Below are 16,411 nucleotides of genomic sequence, written 5' to 3' on the forward strand. Positions count from 1 at the left end.
AGTGACCACGCCCTCCGTCCCGAACCCGATCCGCATCGGCACCCGCGGCTCGCTCCTGGCCACCACGCAGGCCGGCACCGTGCGCGACGCGCTGATCGCGGCGGGCCACCCCGCCGAGCTCGTCATCGTGACCACGCCGGGCGACCTGAGCGCCGCGCCGGTCGAGCAGATCGGCGTCGGCGTCTTCACCTCGGCACTGCGCGACGCCCTCGCGAACCGCGAGGTCGACGTGGCCGTGCACTCGTACAAGGACCTGCCGACCGCGCCCGACGACCGGCTCTCGATGCCCGCCGTGCCGCCCCGCGAGGACTCGCGGGACGCGCTGGTGGCGCGTGACGGCATGGTGCTGGGGGAGCTGCCGGCGGGGTCCGTGGTGGGCACGTCCAGCCCGCGGCGGGGCAGCCAGCTTACTGCACTGGGTCTGGGTTTGGAAATCCGCCCCCTACGAGGCAACCTTGACTCTCGGTTACGCAAAGTAGCGGACGGTGAACTCGACGCGATCGTGGTCGCCCTCGCCGGACTCAAGCGGATCGGTCGCCACAACGAGGTGACGGAAGCGCTCGATCCGGTGCAGATGCTGCCGGCGCCCGCACAGGGCGCACTCGCGGTGGAGTGCCGACGCGACGATGCGGAACTGCATTCCGTGCTCTCCGGTCTGGACGATCCGGTCACGCGCGCGGCGGTCACCGCCGAGCGTGCCCTCCTCGCCGAACTGGAGGCAGGGTGTACCGCGCCCGTCGGTGCGATCGCGGAAGTCGTCGAGTCCCTCGACGACGACGGTCGGATCTTCGAGGAGCTGTCGTTGCGCGGCATCGCGCTGGCGGCGGACGGCTCCGACTCGGTCCGGGCCTCTGTGGTCGGTCCGGTGGGCGAGGCCGGCGCGTTGGGCATCGCGCTGGCACGGGAGCTGCTCGACCTGGGCGCACGCGACCTGCTCGCGTAGCACCCGCAACTACTGGGAGCCGATACATGAGCCGCACTGCACAGTCCGCGAAGGCCGACACGGCAGCCGACACCGACACGGTGTCCACCCGCGTCGCCGCGAAGACGACCAAGCCCGCCCGAGGCCGGGCGACGGCACCGGGACGCATCACCTTCGTGGGATCCGGTCCGGGAGACCCGGGGCTTCTCACCCTGCGTGCAGAGCAGACTATCGCGGGCGCACGGACCGTCTACACCGACCCCGACGTTCCGCAGACCGTCCTCGACATGGTGGGCACCGCACTGCCGGTCGAGCCCGTCGAGACCGACGAGGACGCGGCCGACGCGACCACCGCCAAGGGCCGCAAGGGCGAGCCCGCGGTGCGCAATCCCGCCACCGTCGCGCCCGCCCTCGGCGAGCCCGCCGAGGTCGCCAAGACCCTGCTCGCGCAGGCCCGCCACGGCCTCGACGTCGTGCGCCTCGTCGCCGGCGACCCGCTGTCCTCGGACGCGGTGCTGGCCGAGGTCAACGCCGTCGCCCGCACGCAGATCGCCTTCGAGATCGTCCCCGGCCTCGCGCCCGCGACCGCCGTCCCCACCTACGCCGGCATGGCGCTGGGCTCGGCGCACACCGAGGCCGACGTGCGCGGCGAGGTCGACTGGGCGGCGCTGGCTGCGGCACCGTCGCCCCTGGTGCTGAGCGCGACCGCCGAGCACCTCGCCGACACCGCCTCCGCGCTGGTCGAGAACGGCCTCGCGCCGCAGACCCCGGTCGCCGTGACCGCGCAGGGCTCCACCTGCAAGCAGAAGACCGTCGAGGCCACGCTCGCCACGCTGAACGAAGCCGGGGCGGGCCTGCCCGGGCCGCTCGTGGTCACCGTCGGCAAGGTCGTGGGCCAGCGGAACAAGCTCTCCTGGTGGGAGTCGCGCGCCCTGTACGGCTGGACCGTCCTCGTGCCCCGCACCAAGGACCAGGCCGCCGAGATGTCGAACCGCCTGCGCGCCCACGGCTCCATCCCGATGGAGGTCCCGACCATCGCGGTCGAGCCGCCGCGGAGCCCCGCGCAGATGGAGCGCGCGGTCAAGGGCCTCGTCGACGGCCGCTACCAGTGGGTCGTCTTCACCTCCACGAACGCCGTGCGCGCGGTGTGGGAGAAGTTCATCGAGTTCGGCCTGGACGCCCGCGCCTTCTCCGGCGTGAAGATCGCCTGCGTCGGCGAGCAGACCGCCGCCAAGGTCCGCGCCTTCGGCATCGAGCCGGAGCTGCTGCCCACGGGCGAACAGTCCAGCCTGGGCATGCTCGAGGTCTTCCCGCCCTTCGACGACGTCTTCGACCCGGTCAACCGGGTCCTGCTGCCGCGCGCCGACATCGCCACCGAGACCCTCGCCGAGGGCCTGCGCGATCGCGGCTGGGAGATCGACGACGTGACCGCGTACCGCACGGTGCGCGCCGCGCCGCCGCCCGCCTCGACCCGCGAGATGATCAAGTCCGGCGACTTCGACGCGGTCTGCTTCACCTCCAGCTCGACGGTGCGCAACCTGGTCGGCATCGCCGGCAAGCCGCACGCCCGCACCATCGTCGCGTGCATCGGCCCGAAGACGGCCGAGACCGCGATCGAGTTCGGCCTGCGGGTGGACGTGCAGCCGGAGACCGCCTCGGTCGAGGATCTCGTGGAGGCCCTGGCCGCCCACGCGTCCCGGCTCCGCGCGGAGGGCGCCCTGCCCCCGCCGCGGAAGAAGCCGCGCCGCTCGCGGTCCTAACGCTTACGTAAGCTGGGAGACATGACTTTCCCGCAGGTTCGTCCGCGCCGGCTGCGCTCCACACCCGCCGTCCGGCGGCTCGTCGCCGAGGTCTCGGTGGAGCCGCGGCAGCTGGTGCTGCCGATGTTCGTGCGTGACGGCATCGACGCTCCGCTGGAGATCTCATCGATGCCCGGCGTCGTCCAGCACACCGTCGACTCGCTGCGCGCCGCGGCCGAGGAGGCGGTCTCCGCGGGCGTGGGCGGGATCATGCTGTTCGGGGTGCCCGACGACGCCGACAAGGACGCCGAGGGCAGCGCCGCGTGGAAGCCCGACGGGGTGCTCAACCGCGGCCTGCGGGCCCTGCGGGACGACCTGGGCGACACCACGGTGATCATGGCCGACACCTGCCTGGACGAGTTCACCTCGCACGGCCACTGCGGCGTCCTCGACGCCCACGGCCGCGTGGACAACGACGCCACGCTGGAGCGGTACGCCCTCATGGGCGTCGCGCAGGCGGACGCCGGGGCCCACATGCTCGGACCGTCGGGGATGATGGACGGCCAGATCGGCGTGCTCCGCTCCGCGCTGGATTCCGCGGGCCACCAGGACGTCTCGCTGCTCGCCTACACCGCGAAGTACGCCTCGCCCTTCTACGGCCCGTTCCGCGAGGCGGTCGGCTCCTCGCTGCAGGGTGACCGCCGGACGTACCAGCAGGACGCGGCGAACCGCCGGGAGTCGCTGCGCGAGCTCGAGCTCGACCTCGCGGAGGGTGCCGACATCGTGATGGTCAAGCCCGCCATGAGCTACCTCGACGTGCTGGCCGACGTGGCCGCCGCCTCGCCGGTCCCCGTTGCCGCGTACCAGATCTCGGGGGAGTACTCGATGATCACCGCCGCGGCGCAGAACGGCTGGATCGACCGCGACGCCGCGATCCGCGAGTCCCTGCTGTCGATCCGCCGCGCGGGGGCCGACATCGTGCTGACCTACTGGGCCACCGAGGCTGCAACGTGGTTGAACCGGGGGACCTGGTGAACATGCAGCACCAGGGCCCCGTCTGGCCCGGTCCCGGCCCCCAGCCGCCCACGTGGCCCGCGCCGCCGCCCGTGCCGAAGCCCGAGCGCGGCCCGCGGCCCGATGACGTGAAGCTCTCCGTGCAGCTGTGGATCTTCGTGATCATCACCTCGGTAACGTCCTTCGTGGCGTTGGCCTTCGTCATCCGCGATTCGGATTGGATGCGGCAGCAGTACGACAGCGCGCGTGAGAGCGGCGCGGCGAAACTGCCCGATGGACGCGACATGTCGTTCGCTGAGTTCCAGACGGGTACCTTTCTGCTCCTCGTCCTGGTCGGGGTGGGAATCGCCGCGGTGGCCGCACTTCTGGTCTACCTGATGTGGCGGGGGCAGAGTTGGGCGAGGCTGGCATTGCAGTTCGTCGCCGCCTTCGTGCTCGTGCAGGGTGTGCAGTCCTTCTTCTCGCACGAGGCCACGGTCGCGGTACCGGCGATCCTCGCGGCCATCGCGGTGGTGGGGGCGATCATCACGGCGAACAGTCGAGAGGCGATGGAGTACTTCAATCCTGGCCTGACGGCGGCAGGCCGGTGACGCCGCTGTACGCCGAGCGGGGCCTGTCCCGCATCTGGCTGGTGCTCGTGCCCGTAGCCACGGTGGGGATGATCCTCACCCAGTGGCTGCTCGCAGGCCGGACGTCCGAGTGGTGGATCTGGCTGCTCCTGGGCCTCGCGACGCAGGGCTTCGTGTGGCTGCAGGTCACCGCGGGCCGCACGCACGTCTCGATGGCGCTCACCCCCGAGGAACTGCGTTGCGGTGAGGAGAGCATCCCGGTCGCCGAGATCGCACGGATCCTGCCGGGGAAGGCGCCCGACCACCCGCGCAAGGCGAAGCCGGAGGACTTCCCCGCGTGGTCGTCGGCGCGGGCGATGGGGCGGCTGCGGACCGTCCCCCGGCGCCGCTACGGCATGGGCATCCAGCTCGTCGACGGCTCGACCGTGCAGGCCTGGGCCCGCAACGACTACGCGCTGCGCGCGGCCCTCGAACCGCTGCTCGCCCGCTAGCAGCTCCCGAGTTTCGGGTTCTGCGGACCCTCGCGGCCGGATCCGGTGCCCGGCGCCCCAAGGACCCGACGTTCAGAATCGCATGCGTCCGCCGTGGCGGCCACTGCGCACGATCGCCACGATGTCGCGGTACACCGCGTCCCAGTCGAAGAGCACGTCGGCGTAATCGAGGCGCAGAACCCGGTAGTCGCCGATGACCGCCGCGCGGTCGCGCCGGTAGTCGACTCTGCGCTGCGCGCCGCTGTGATGGCTCGCGCTGTCGCACTCGATGATGAGCTTGTCGCCGACGAGCAGGTCGACGCGGCCGACGCCCCGGAGAATCACCTGGCTGCGCACGCGGATCCCGGCGCACATGAGGCGGTAGCGGACCAGCGACTCCGTCCCGGAGCCCGCGAGCGGATCCAGCAGCCCGAGAACGCGCAGGACGCGCTGCGGTGCACCGTCGAAGACCTCGGCCAGGGCGTCGACGGTGTACGGGCGCGGCATTCGCAACGTCGAGTCGAGCACCGCGACGAGCTGTTCGGCGCTCAGGAAGTTCGCCGCGCACTGCACGGCGATCGGCAGCGGGTCGACCGCCCGCATCGGCGTGCGCAACGGGCGGTGCCCGCGGCACGAGCGCACCGGTCGGAGTGTGACCGGCCTGTGCTCCGGCCACCGCAGGTGCGTCCGCCGCTCACCCGGTGGGACCCACACCCCCGGCGTGTACCCGAGCGCCGAGAGGCAGGTGATCGCGGCGCCGGAGCGGACCGCGGCGACGACCACGGGGTCTGCGGTGGCGGTGGCGTACCAGCCGCGGCGCACGGGCACGAGGATCCCGTGCCGGCGCAGGGCGTCGATCTCGGCCGGGTCCGCGCCGATTCGCAGCAGGTGGCGTCGCGAGAGCACGCCGCCGTTCTCCGCCGCGGCCATCGGGATCTGTGGGTCCATGCCGTCGATCCTGCTTCGCGGCACCGCCCGTCGGGCCGCGCCGGAGGGCCGCCTGTGGAGAAGACAGGTTATGTACGCGAAGTTGTGGAGGAAGCCGCTCCTGAACGTCGGGTCCTCCTGCCCTACGCAGGCGATTCATGCCGCCGACGCCGGCAGGACCCGATTTTCGGGACGCGGTCAGAGCCAGGCGGGGTGGGTGTCGCCGCGGAGCGCGGCGAGGCCCCGGTGCACCCGCTCGGTCTGCCGGGGCGACATCGTCGGCAGGGCCTGGGGGTGGAACCAGCCGACCTCGAGGGACTCGTCGTCGGCGACGTGCGCCTCGCCGGAGACGTACCGGCACAGGAACAGCATCGTGAGGTACTGCGCCGCATCGCCGTTCGGGTAGCGGACGGGCTCGTCGGTGCGCAGGGCGAGCAGGTCGATCACCGCGGCCTCCACGCCAGCCTCCTCCCGGATCTCGCGGACGATCGCCTCCGCGGGCTGTTCGCCGGGCTCGAGGATCCCCGCGATCGACGCCCACTCGCCGGTGTCGGCGCGCCGGCCGAGCAGGACCTCCCCGGCGTCGTTCACCACCACGGCCGCGACGCCGGGCAGCCACAGCAGGTCGGTGCCGATCTTCTCGCGAATGCTGCGGACGTACTCCGGGATGGGCATGCTTGTCAGGGTACGTAAGGATCCGACCCGGGAGGCGCCCGTGCTGCACGAACTGATCGAGCGGGAGATCGCACAGGGGCCGCTCCCCGGCGCCGTCGCGGCGTTCGACGATCCGTCGGGGGCCGAGGTCGCCGTCGGGGGTGAGCGGGCCCCGGGCGTGCCGATGACGCGCGACACCGTCTTCCGCATCGCGTCCATCGGCAAGCCGATCCTCGCCGCGGCCGCCCTGGTGCACGTCGAGCGCGGCACCGTCGGCATCGACGATCCGGTGACGCGCTGGCTGCCCGAGCTCGCCGAGCCGCGCGTCCTCCGCGACCCGAGCGGCCCGCTCGACGACACCGTGCCCGCCGTACGCCCGACCACCGTGCGGCACCTGCTCTCGTTCACCGGTGGGCTGGGCATGATCTCCGACTTCTCCGCGCCGCTGATGGAGGCGCTGTTCGGGACGCTGCACCAGGGCCCCGCCGATCCGCTCGGCACGCCCCCGCCCGACGAGTGGATCGCGGCCGCCGCGCGCCTACCGCTCGCGCACCAGCCGGGAGAGGGATGGACCTACAACACCGGTGCCGACATCCTCGGTGTGCTGCTCGCCCGCGCGACGGGCGGCTCCCTCGGCGACGTTCTCGCCGATGCGGTCCTCGCGCCACTGGGCATGTCCGACACCGCCTTCCAGGCGACCGGGTCGATGCCCTCCCGGCTGGGCGACGCCGTCATGACGACGCCGGAGGGCCTCGTGATCGTCGACCCCGCCGACGGCGCCTTCCTCTCCCCGCCGGTCTTCGAGTCCGGGGGAGGAGGGCTGCTCTCGACGCTCGACGACCTGCTCCGGTTCGGCCGGATGCTGCGCGGCCGAGGCGAATCCGACGGTGTGCGCGTGCTGAGTCCGGAGTCCGTCGCGGCGATGACCGCGGTGCAGGTACCGCCGCAGGAGGGGAACGTCTTCCTCGACGGTGCCGGGTGGGGCTACGGGGGCGGGGTCGACGTCGACCCCGTGCATCCGTGGAGCGTGCCCGGGCGGTACGGCTGGGTGGGCGGCTCCGGCACGGCGTTCTACTACTTCCCCGAGACCGGCCGGATCGCGGTGTGGCTCGGCCAGCTGCAGCTCGCGGGCCCGGCGGAGGGCGGGCCGATCGAGCGGTTCTGCACGGCCGCGGTGGCGAATTGATACCCCTAGGGGGTATCGTGGTGTCGACGGTGCGCGGGACCATGGAGGCCCCGGGGCCGTCCGAGACAAGGAGCGAGAAATGGCAGTGGAGAGCACCTACACCGTGACCGGCATGACCTGCGGGCACTGCGCGTCCTCGGTACGCGAGGAGATCTCGGAGATCGGCGGCGTGACCGGTGTGGACGTGAACGTCGAGACCGGCGCCGTGACCGTCGCCAGCGAGGCGGAGCTGTCGCGCGACGCGGTCGAGGCCGCTGTCAAGGAGGCCGGCTACACGCTGGTCTGAGCGGTCCGCTTCCCGCGGATCGCCGCCCCGACCGGCTACGGTGGGGGCATGTCTGAGCAGGGTTTCGGGGACTTCGAGTTCGAGCGCAAGTTCTTCGTGCGCGAGGTCCCCGAGGCCGCTGCTCTCGACCCCGCGCCCACGCTGATCGTGCAGGCGTATCTTTTCGCCGCCGACGGCTACGCCGTCCGGGTGCGCGTGCAGGGGCCGGCCCCGTCGGAGCTCATCGACGATCCGGGTGCGCTCGTCGACGCCCTCGACGGCGTGACCACCGGCACCATGACGGCCAAGGGGCCCGCCGTGAGCGGCACCCGGTACGAGGCCGAACGCGAGCTCGACGCCCTGGTCGCGGGTCAGATCGTGCGCCGCGCCGAGCATGTCGTCGCCAAGGTGCGCTACTCGATGTGGCTCGGCGAGGACGGCTGGATCATCGACGACTTCCTGGGCGCCAACGCCCCGCTGGTGATGGCGGAGGTCGAGCGCGGCGGGCCCGTCGTGGACCTCGCGATCCCCGACTTCTGCGCCACCGAGGTCTCCGAGGACGACCGCTTCCGCAACGAGTACCTCGCGCACGTTCCCTTCGGCGGCTGGGCCGAGGCCTACGCCCGTGAACTCGCCCTCCTGGGGCCGCGCTTCGTGCACAGCCTGGGCGAGAACCGCCTCGGCGGCGTGTGACCACGTCGCAGACCGACGGAGTGACCGTCGCCGTCGTCCAGTTCGTCGCGTCTGTCGGTGATGTTTCCGGCAACATCGCTCGGAGCGAGTGGATCGCGCGCGAGGCGATCGCCGGCGGTGCGCACCTCATCGTCTTCCCCGAGCTCTCGCTCACCGGCTACCATCTCGACCTCGCCGACGACGAGTGGTTCGTACCGGGCGACGACCGGCTGCTCGGACTGCGCCGCGAGGCCGCTGATGCGGGCGCTCTGGTCGTGGTGGGTGCGCCCGTGATATACCGCGGCACAAGGCATCTCTCATCTCTCGTTCTCGGCGGGCCTTCAGATGTGGTCGCGGCGAAGACACACCTGCATGGCGGCGAGGTGGACGTCTTCGTTGCGGCGGAGGAGGTCGTGGTCGCGCCGCTTCGGGGCCGGAAGCTCGGATTCGCGGTCTGCCTGGACACCGCCTTCGGTTCCCACGCCGACGCGGTCCGAGCGGTGGGGGCGGACGCCTACATCGCATCGGTGCTGTACACGCAGGGCGAGGAGGAGAAGCACGACGCGCGGATGGCGCGCCGGGCGCGGGACACGGGGATGGCCGTCGTATCGGCGAACCTCGGCGGCCTCCCGAACGGAGCCCGGTCGGCGGGCCGCTCGGGAGTGTGGACCTCGGCGGGGCTGCCGGTCGCCTCCGCTGCTGGGCGGGGCGACGAGGTCGTCCTCGCGGCGCTGCCCCACTAGCGGTCCTTTCCCGGGGTGATCGGGATCTCCTTCCCGGGGCGGTTGACGCGACGTGTATTAACACTGTTAACTTAACGTCGTTAATACAACCGGAAGGGGATGCACGATGATCGACGCACTCACCCGCTTCGTCGCGCGCCGTGCGAAGGCCGTGCTGCTGCTCGCCGTGATCCTGTTGGCAGGCCTCGGGCTCGCGGGCGCCGGCGTCGCCGACAAGCTGCAGGCCGGCGGCTACGTCGACCCGCAGGCCGAGGCGATGCAGACCTACAACCGCATGGCCGACGACTTCCATCGCGGCGGCCTGCCGCTGGTCCTCGCCGTCTCCGTCCCCGAGGGGCAGGAGGCGGCCGCCGGTGCGTACGGCCGCGGCCTCGTCGACCGGCTCAAGGCCGACGGCCGCGTCGAGAGCGTCGTCGACGGCTTCAGTACGCCCACCCCCATGCTGGTCAGCGAGGACAAGCGCACCGCGCTCATCGTCGCCGCGATCGCGGGCGGCGAATCGCAGGCCCCGCTCAACGCGAAGGCCATCGTCGGCGAGCTGCCGTCGCCGCCGTCGCCGGTCACGGTGACCGCCGGCGGCCAGGCGTACAGCTACGCGCAGATCAACGACCAGTCCTCGCGCGACCTGCTGATCGCGGAGGCCGTCGCCATCCCCATCACCTTCCTCGTGCTGGTGTGGGTCTTCGGCGGCCTGGTGGCGGCGGCGATCCCGGTGCTCATCGGCATCGCGGCGATCATCGCGACCACCGGCATCCTGCGCGCCTTCACCGCGTTCACCGACGTCTCGATCTTCGCGCTGAACCTCACCACGGCCATGGGGCTGGCCCTCGCGATCGACTACACGCTGCTGGTGATCTCCCGCTACCGCGAGGAGGTCGCGGCGGGCGCGGACAGGCCGGAAGCCCTGCGCCGCACCATGAACACCGCCGGCCGCACCGTGCTGTTCTCGGCCGTGATCGTGGGCCTCTCGCTGGCCGCCATGGCCATCTTCCCGATGTACTTCCTGCGGTCCTTCGCGTACGCCGGCGTGGCCGTGGTCGCCTTCGCCGCGCTGGCCACGCTGGTGCTGACGCCCGCGATCCTCACGGTGCTCGGCGATCGCGTGGACGCCCTGACGATCGGCCGGCGCGGCGAGGAGACGGCGCCGCAGGACAGCCTGTTCTACCGCTTCACCCGGGGCGTGCTGCGCCGCGCCGTGCCCATCGGCCTCGCTCTCATCGCGCTCCTACTGATCCTCGGGTCTCCTTTCCTCAGTATCCATTTCGGCTTCCCCGACGACCGGGTGCTGCCGAAGACCGCGACCTCGCACCAGGTGGGCGACACCATCCGCTCGGACTTCGCCGAGGACGCCTCCGGGCAGGTCAGTGTGGTCCTCACCGAGACGGTCGACGACGGTGCGGTGGCCGACTACGCCGTGCGTCTCTCGCAGGTCCCGGACACCGGGGCGGTGGTGGCCCCGTCGGGCACGTACTTCGGCGGGCAGCGTGTCGCCGAGGGCGACCCGACGGCCCGCGCGGCGAACGGCACTGCGCTGCTGCTGGTCTCGTCGAAGCTCGACCCGCTCTCGACCGCGGCCTCCGACCAGCTCGACCGCCTGCGCGGGGTGGCGGCGCCCGCGCCGCCGTCGTTCGGCGGCTCCGCGCAGCTCAACCGCGACTCGGTCGAGTCGATCCTGGACACGCTGCCGACCGTGCTCATCGTGATCGCGGTGACCACCTTCATCCTGCTGTTCCTGCTCACCGGCAGCCTGGTCCTGCCGCTCAAAGCACTGGTGATGAACGTGATCTCACTCTCCGCCGTGTTCGGCGCGCTGGTCGCGATCTTCCAGTGGGGCTGGCTCGGCGGACTCGACACGACGGTGACCGGCGCGATCATCGCCAACATGCCGGTTCTGATGTTCTGCATCGCCTTCGGCCTGTCGATGGACTACGAGGTCTTCCTGCTCTCCCGGATCAAGGAGTTCTGGGACCACTCGGAGACCAAGGATCACGCCGCCAACGACGAGGCCGTCGCCATGGGCATCACCCGCACCGGCCGCGTCGTGACCGCCGCGGCGTTGCTGATGGCGATCGTCTTCGCCGCCATCGGTTTCGCCGGCGTCTCCTTCATGAAGATGTTCGGCGTGGGCATGATGATCGCGGTGCTGCTCGACGCCACGCTGATCCGCATGCTGCTCGTGCCCGCCTTCATGCGGGTGGCGGGTGTGTGGAACTGGTGGGCGCCCGCGCCGATGAAGCGGCTGTACGACCGCGTCGGTCTGCGAGAATCGTAGGCACTATGGAGCAGGGACGGCGGCGGCGCAACAAGCGCGGCGACGGGGAGCGGCTGGCGGCCGACATCCTCGACGCCGCCACCGATCTGCTCATCGAGACCGGCAGCGCCGAGGCGGTCTCGATCCGCGCGGTGGCGCAGCGCGCGGGGGTCACGCCCCCGTCGATCTACCTGCACTACCCCGACAAGGACGCCCTCCTTACCGCTGTCGTCGCACGGTATCTCGGCCAGCTCGACGACGCGCTGGCCGAGGCCGAGGCGGGGGCGCCGACCCCGCTCGATGCGGCACGGGCCCAGGGGCTCGCCTTCGTGCGGTTCGCGCTCGCCACACCCGAGCTGTACCGCCTCGCCACGATGACCCCGTCCGATGCGGCTTCCGACGTCGATATGGTCCTGAACACCGCCGCGTTCACCCACCTCGAGCAGAACGTGCGAGACCTCCAGAGCGAGGGCTACTACCCGCCCGGCGACCCGCGGCCGATCGCGCTGCGGATGCTGACGATCGTGCACGGCGTCGCGTCGCTGCTCGTCGCCAAGCCCTTCCTGCCGTGGGGCGATCCGATGGAGTACGCCGACCGGGTGATCAGCGGGGCCTGCCTCGGGATCGCCCTGACCGCGGGCATGGACACCCTGCCCGACGGTGCCGAGGCCCTCCGCATGGTCCGGGAGCTCCGCGCCGACTGATCCGCGCCCCCGGCGCCGAGTGCCGTCACCAGGTCTTTCGTGACTGCAAGAGCCTTGACAACATTTTGTATAGACAGCACTATACGAATGTCCCGGGGTGACCCGCGTCACTGCACAGCGCAGTTCCCGCTGGAGAACGAAGGACCCCCGATGCCGACGACCACCGCCAAGGCGCCGCTGCGGGAACGCCGCACGATCGACGTCGTGCCCGATGCGGAGCGGCACGGCACGCCGCGCAGTCAGTTCACGCTGTGGTTCGGCGCCAACCTCCAGATCACCGCCATCGTCGACGGTGCCCTCGCCGTCGTCTTCGGCGCGGACGCGGTGTGGGCGATCGTCGGCGTCCTGATCGGCAACGTGCTCGGGGGCGCCGTGATGGCGCTGCACGCCGCACAGGGCCCGCGGCTGGGGCTTCCGCAGATGATCTCCAGCAGGGCGCAGTTCGGGGTCAAGGGCGCCGCGGTGCCGCTGGTGCTGGTGATCCTCATGTATCTCGGGTTCGCGGCCACCGGGACGGTGCTCTCCGGGCAGGCGATCAACCGGCTGATCGGGGTGGACGAGCCGGCCGTGGGGATCGTGATCTTCGGGGCTCTCACCGCGGTCGTCGCGGTGGTCGGCTACCGGCTCATCCACATCGTCGGACGGATCGCGACGGTGGTCGGGATCGTCGGCATCGGATACCTGATGGTGCGACTGTGCTCCGCGTACGACGTCGGCGCAGTGGTGGGGGTCAAGGGCTTCGACGTCGTGACCTTCCTCCTCGCGATCTCCCTCGGAGCGGGCTGGCAGCTGACGTTCGGCCCGTACGTCGCGGACTACTCGCGGTACCTGCCGCGGTCGACTCCGGAGCGGACCACCTTCTGGGCGACCTTCGCGGGCAGCGTGATCGGCTCGCAGATCTCGATGACCTTCGGTGCCCTCGTCGCCGCCTGCGCGTCGAAGGCGTTCCTGAGCAACCAGGTCGGATTCCTGGGCGACCTCGCGGGGCCGGCGGCGGCCGCCGCCGTCGTGTACTCGGTGATCGTGGTGGGCAAGCTGACGGTCAACGTCCTCAACGCCTACGGCGGGTTCATGTCGGTCCTCACCACGGTCACGGCCTTCGGCGGCGGTTCGCGGATCTCCGCTCTCGCCCGCACGCTGTACATCGTGGGCTTCGTCGCCGTTTCCGTGATCATCGCGATCGCGGCGAGCGCGGACTTCCTGGAGAACTTCAAGAACTTCGTCCTGGTGCTGCTCATGGTGTTCACGCCGTGGAGCGCGATCAACCTGATCGACTACTACGTGATCTCGCGGGAGCGCATCGACATCCCGGCGTTGTACGACCCGGCCGGGCGGTACGGGGCGTGGCAATGGGCCGCGCTGGCCGCCTACGCCGCGGGCATCGTCATCCAGATCCCGTTCCTCGCGCAGAAGTTGTACACCGGACCGATCACCGGTCTGCTCGGCGGCGCGGACATCTCGTGGATCGTCGGACTCCTCGGGACCGCGGCGATCTACTACCCGCTCGCCAAGCGCACGTCCCGCGCGCCGGACGCGATGATCTACGCCTCCGCCGAGGCCTGATCCGGCGCACCCCCGAATCAGGCTGACCGCAACCGCTGCGCCCGGGGCCGCCGTGCCGCACTGTGTTCCTCACATCGCGAGGAGGACAGATGATCGAGGTGCGGAACCTCACCAAGACCTACGGGTCCGGCGCCGCGGCGGCACACGTGCTGCGGGACGTGGGCTTCACGGTGGCGGCGGGCGAGATCTTCGCCGTCGTCGGCCCCAGCGGCGCCGGGAAGTCGACTCTCGCGCAATGTCTCAACCTGCTGGAGCGACCGACGAGCGGCACCGTCGTGATCGGCGGCCAGGACCTCACTGCGCTGGGGGAGGCGCAGCTGCGGGCAGCCCGCCGCCGGATCGGCACGGTCTTCCAGTCCTCGAGCCTGCTGCGCCGCCGCACCGCGGCCGAGAACGTCGCGCTGCCGCTGGAGTACCTGGGCGTCACGAAAGGGGAGACGAGGGCCCGCGTGGCCGAGCTGCTCGACCGGGTGGGGCTGGCGGACAGGGCCGGCCACTACCCGCACCAGCTCTCCGGCGGGCAGCGGCAGCGCGTGGGGATCGCCCGGGCGCTGGCGCTGCGCCCCAAGGTCCTGCTCTCGGACGAGGCGACCTCGGGTCTCGATCCGGAGGCCACCGCGCAGTACCTCGACCTGCTGCGGGACGTGCGCGATGAGCTCGACCTGGCCGTCGTGCTCATCACCCACGAGATGGACACGATCGTCCGCGTCGCCGACAGCGCGGCCCGTCTCGACCACGGCGTCCTCGCCGAGCAGGGCGTCCTCGTCGACCTGCTCACCGATCCGGAATCGGTGCTCGGCGAGGCCCTTCGCTCGGCCGGGCCCGCGGCCGCGGCACCGTCGGGCCAGTCGACGGTACGCCTGACCTACGACACCGCGGTGCCCGCCGACTGGCTCAGCCGGGTCACGCTCGAAACGGGGACCGCGGTCGCGCTGCTCTCGGCGTCGGTGCGGGCCGTGGGCGGCGTCACCGTCGGGGCCGTCACGATCGGCGTGGACGACGGTGACCGCGCCCGCGTGCTCGCGGCCGCACGCGGCCTGGGGCTCCGCATCGACGCCGACGCCCGCGAGGCGGTGGCCGCATGACCCAGCTCGCCTCCGGGATCACCGTGCCACTCAACGAGATCCCCGATCTGGTGCTGCCCGCGCTGCGCGACACGGTGATCATGGTGGGCCTCGTCATGGTGATCGTACTGGTCGTCGGGGTTCCGCTGGGCGCCCTGGTGCACAATCTCGCGCCCGGCGGGCTGCTCGCGAAACCGGCGCTGCACCAACCCCTCACCTGGGTGATCAGCATCGGCCGGTCGCTGCCCTTCCTGGTGCTCATGACGGCGATCATCCCGTTCACGCGATTCCTCACCGGCACCAACATCGGCATCGCCGCCGCGGTGGTGCCGATGTCGATCGCCGGCATCGCCTTCTTCGCCCGCATCGTAGAGAACAGCCTGCGGGCCCTGCCGCCCGACGTCGTGACCGTGGCCAAGGCGTCCGGCGGTAGCAACACACAGATCATCTGGGGCGCACAGATCCCCGAGGCGCTGCCCGGCATCGTCGGCGGCCTCACCATCAACACCATCGCCATGATCGAGTACTCGACGATCGCCGGGACCATCGGTGCCGGCGGTCTCGGGTACGTCGCCGTGACCTACGGCTACCAGCGATTCGATCACGGCGTCATGATCGCCACCATCCTCGTCCTCGTCGTCGTGGTGTCCGCGATCCAGCTCGTCGGCGACGCGCTCGTCCGACACCTCACCCCCGAACAGACCGTTCTCCGAAAGGCCCTCGCATGAGCGACACGCAGACCCCCACCCCCGCGACGCCTTCCGCGGACGACGATCACGGTTTCACGACCCGCGGATCGCGGCGGCCCCTGATCGTCGGTGCCGTCGTCCTGGTGGCGCTCGTGGTCGCCGCGTTCGTGGGATGGCGCGCCTTCGGCGGAGCGGATGCGAAGACCGCCAACGAGACCGCCGGCGCCACCCTGCTGGTCGCCACCACGGAGGGCAACGCCGCGGAGCAGGCCCTCATCGAGTTCGTCGCGAAGGAGGTCGCGCCCAAGCACGGGATCACCGTGGCGTTCAAGGGTTTGGCCGATTCCACGACCATCAACCGGGCCGTGAGTGAGGGGGAGGTGGCGGCGACCGTCTACCAGCACAAGCTGTGGCTGGGGCAGGTGCTGCAGGCCAATCCCGACTTCCGTGAGGAGGCCGCGACGCCCGTCTTCCGCTGGGGCTTCGGGCTGTTCTCCGACAAGTACACCGACCCGCGGCAGCTGCCGCAGAACGCCAGGGTCTCGCTGTACTCCGACCCCGCGAACGAGGCGCAGGGGCTGTGGTTCCTGGAGCGGGCGGGGCTGATCACGCTCGAGCCCGGCGTGAACAAGTGGCAGGCCACCGTCAAGGACATCGCCTCGAACCCGAAGAACCTGCAGTTCACGCTGCTCGACTTCGCCGCACAGACCCGGGCCCTGCCCGACCTGGACGCCGCCGTCGGGTACACCGAGTACTACCTCGCCGCGGGTGTCCCGATCAGCAAGGAGATCTTCGCCCCGGCCGCGCCCGACGAGTTCGCGGGCCAGCTGACCATCGGCAGCAGGTGGAAGGACACCGAGAACATCACGAACCTCGTCGCGGCCTTCAAGGATCCTGCCGTGCAGGAGTTCCTGCGCACGGACCCGCGAGTGAAGGACATCCTGCTGCCGTTGTGACGGCGGAACGGCGCCGGCCGCCC

Annotated in this window: 17 protein-coding genes; 15 read left to right on the forward strand and 2 right to left on the reverse strand. The window is 71.2% G+C overall.

Going from position 1 to position 16,411, the window contains the following annotated elements; translation table 11 throughout:
• Nucleotide 1: 1 nt before the first annotated feature.
• The 5 genes from hemC to mce1N are packed head-to-tail and all read left to right on the forward strand — an operon-like array spanning nt 2 to nt 4,735.
• The gene (hemC, locus tag FK530_RS04780) at nt 2-943 is read left to right on the forward strand and encodes a hydroxymethylbilane synthase (RefSeq protein ID WP_146485833.1); all 942 of its coding nucleotides are present in this window, start codon (nt 2-4) and stop codon (nt 941-943) included.
• A 26-nt stretch (nt 944-969) separates the two neighbouring features.
• Entirely contained in the window at nt 970-2,682 is a 1,713-nt protein-coding gene (locus FK530_RS04785; protein ID WP_223120486.1) for a bifunctional uroporphyrinogen-III C-methyltransferase/uroporphyrinogen-III synthase, read from the forward strand.
• A gap of 21 nt (nt 2,683-2,703) precedes the next feature.
• Nucleotides 2,704-3,696 (forward strand): porphobilinogen synthase, encoded by a 993-nt coding sequence (gene hemB, locus FK530_RS04790; RefSeq protein ID WP_146485834.1) that lies wholly within the window; start codon nt 2,704-2,706, stop codon nt 3,694-3,696.
• Nucleotides 3,672-4,265, forward strand: coding sequence for a hypothetical protein (locus tag FK530_RS04795; RefSeq protein ID WP_146485835.1), 594 nt, complete (start codon nt 3,672-3,674; stop codon nt 4,263-4,265). The genes hemB and FK530_RS04795 overlap by 25 nt, the downstream gene beginning before the upstream one ends.
• Nucleotides 4,262-4,735, forward strand: coding sequence for a transport-regulating membrane protein Mce1N (gene mce1N, locus FK530_RS04800; protein WP_146485836.1), 474 nt, complete (start codon nt 4,262-4,264; stop codon nt 4,733-4,735). The genes FK530_RS04795 and mce1N overlap by 4 nt, the downstream gene beginning before the upstream one ends.
• Before the next feature lie 72 nt (nt 4,736-4,807).
• Here mce1N and FK530_RS04805 read toward each other — a convergent pair whose 3' ends face one another.
• Together FK530_RS04805 and FK530_RS04810 are read right to left on the reverse strand one after the other, a co-directional pair.
• Nucleotides 4,808-5,662 (reverse strand): type IV toxin-antitoxin system AbiEi family antitoxin domain-containing protein, encoded by an 855-nt coding sequence (locus FK530_RS04805; RefSeq protein ID WP_146485837.1) that lies wholly within the window; start codon nt 5,660-5,662, stop codon nt 4,808-4,810.
• Nucleotides 5,663-5,839: 177 nt separating this feature from the next.
• Nucleotides 5,840-6,316, reverse strand: a complete 477-nt coding sequence (locus tag FK530_RS04810; RefSeq protein WP_146485838.1) for an NUDIX hydrolase — start codon at nt 6,314-6,316, stop codon at nt 5,840-5,842.
• A 40-nt stretch (nt 6,317-6,356) separates the two neighbouring features.
• Here FK530_RS04810 and FK530_RS04815 point away from each other — a divergent pair, with 40 nt between their 5' ends.
• The 10 genes from FK530_RS04815 to FK530_RS04860 all read left to right on the forward strand — a co-directional run bounded on the left by FK530_RS04815 (nt 6,357) and on the right by FK530_RS04860 (nt 16,388).
• Nucleotides 6,357-7,481, forward strand: a complete 1,125-nt coding sequence (locus tag FK530_RS04815) for a serine hydrolase domain-containing protein (protein ID WP_205124175.1) — start codon at nt 6,357-6,359, stop codon at nt 7,479-7,481.
• Nucleotides 7,482-7,560: 79 nt separating this feature from the next.
• Nucleotides 7,561-7,767 (forward strand): heavy-metal-associated domain-containing protein, encoded by a 207-nt coding sequence (locus FK530_RS04820; protein WP_146436241.1) that lies wholly within the window; start codon nt 7,561-7,563, stop codon nt 7,765-7,767.
• A 48-nt stretch (nt 7,768-7,815) separates the two neighbouring features.
• The gene (locus tag FK530_RS04825; protein ID WP_146485840.1) at nt 7,816-8,439 is read left to right on the forward strand and encodes a CYTH domain-containing protein; all 624 of its coding nucleotides are present in this window, start codon (nt 7,816-7,818) and stop codon (nt 8,437-8,439) included.
• Nucleotides 8,436-9,161: a carbon-nitrogen hydrolase family protein gene (locus FK530_RS04830; protein ID WP_146485841.1), complete on the forward strand. Its 726-nt coding sequence runs from the start codon at nt 8,436-8,438 to the stop codon at nt 9,159-9,161. Before FK530_RS04825 ends, FK530_RS04830 begins: the two co-directional genes overlap by 4 nt.
• Before the next feature lie 106 nt (nt 9,162-9,267).
• Nucleotides 9,268-11,433, forward strand: coding sequence for an MMPL family transporter (locus FK530_RS04835; RefSeq protein WP_146485842.1), 2,166 nt, complete (start codon nt 9,268-9,270; stop codon nt 11,431-11,433).
• 5 nt (nt 11,434-11,438) lie between these two features.
• A complete protein-coding gene (locus FK530_RS04840) occupies nt 11,439-12,116 on the forward strand; it encodes a TetR/AcrR family transcriptional regulator (RefSeq protein WP_146485843.1) in 678 nt (225 codons plus the stop codon).
• 150 nt (nt 12,117-12,266) lie between these two features.
• Nucleotides 12,267-13,679, forward strand: coding sequence for a purine-cytosine permease family protein (locus tag FK530_RS04845; protein WP_146485844.1), 1,413 nt, complete (start codon nt 12,267-12,269; stop codon nt 13,677-13,679).
• Between the two features lie 89 nt (nt 13,680-13,768).
• Nucleotides 13,769-14,764: a methionine ABC transporter ATP-binding protein gene (locus FK530_RS04850; protein ID WP_146485845.1), complete on the forward strand. Its 996-nt coding sequence runs from the start codon at nt 13,769-13,771 to the stop codon at nt 14,762-14,764.
• Nucleotides 14,761-15,471 (forward strand): methionine ABC transporter permease, encoded by a 711-nt coding sequence (locus FK530_RS04855; protein WP_146485846.1) that lies wholly within the window; start codon nt 14,761-14,763, stop codon nt 15,469-15,471. The genes FK530_RS04850 and FK530_RS04855 overlap by 4 nt, the downstream gene beginning before the upstream one ends.
• Nucleotides 15,468-16,388: a MetQ/NlpA family ABC transporter substrate-binding protein gene (locus FK530_RS04860; protein WP_146485847.1), complete on the forward strand. Its 921-nt coding sequence runs from the start codon at nt 15,468-15,470 to the stop codon at nt 16,386-16,388. Before FK530_RS04855 ends, FK530_RS04860 begins: the two co-directional genes overlap by 4 nt.
• Nucleotides 16,389-16,411: the final 23 nt, after the last annotated feature.

Origin of the sequence: Tsukamurella conjunctivitidis (assembly GCF_007858475.1) — a bacterium.
Lineage (GTDB): Bacteria > Actinomycetota > Actinomycetes > Mycobacteriales > Mycobacteriaceae > Tsukamurella > Tsukamurella conjunctivitidis.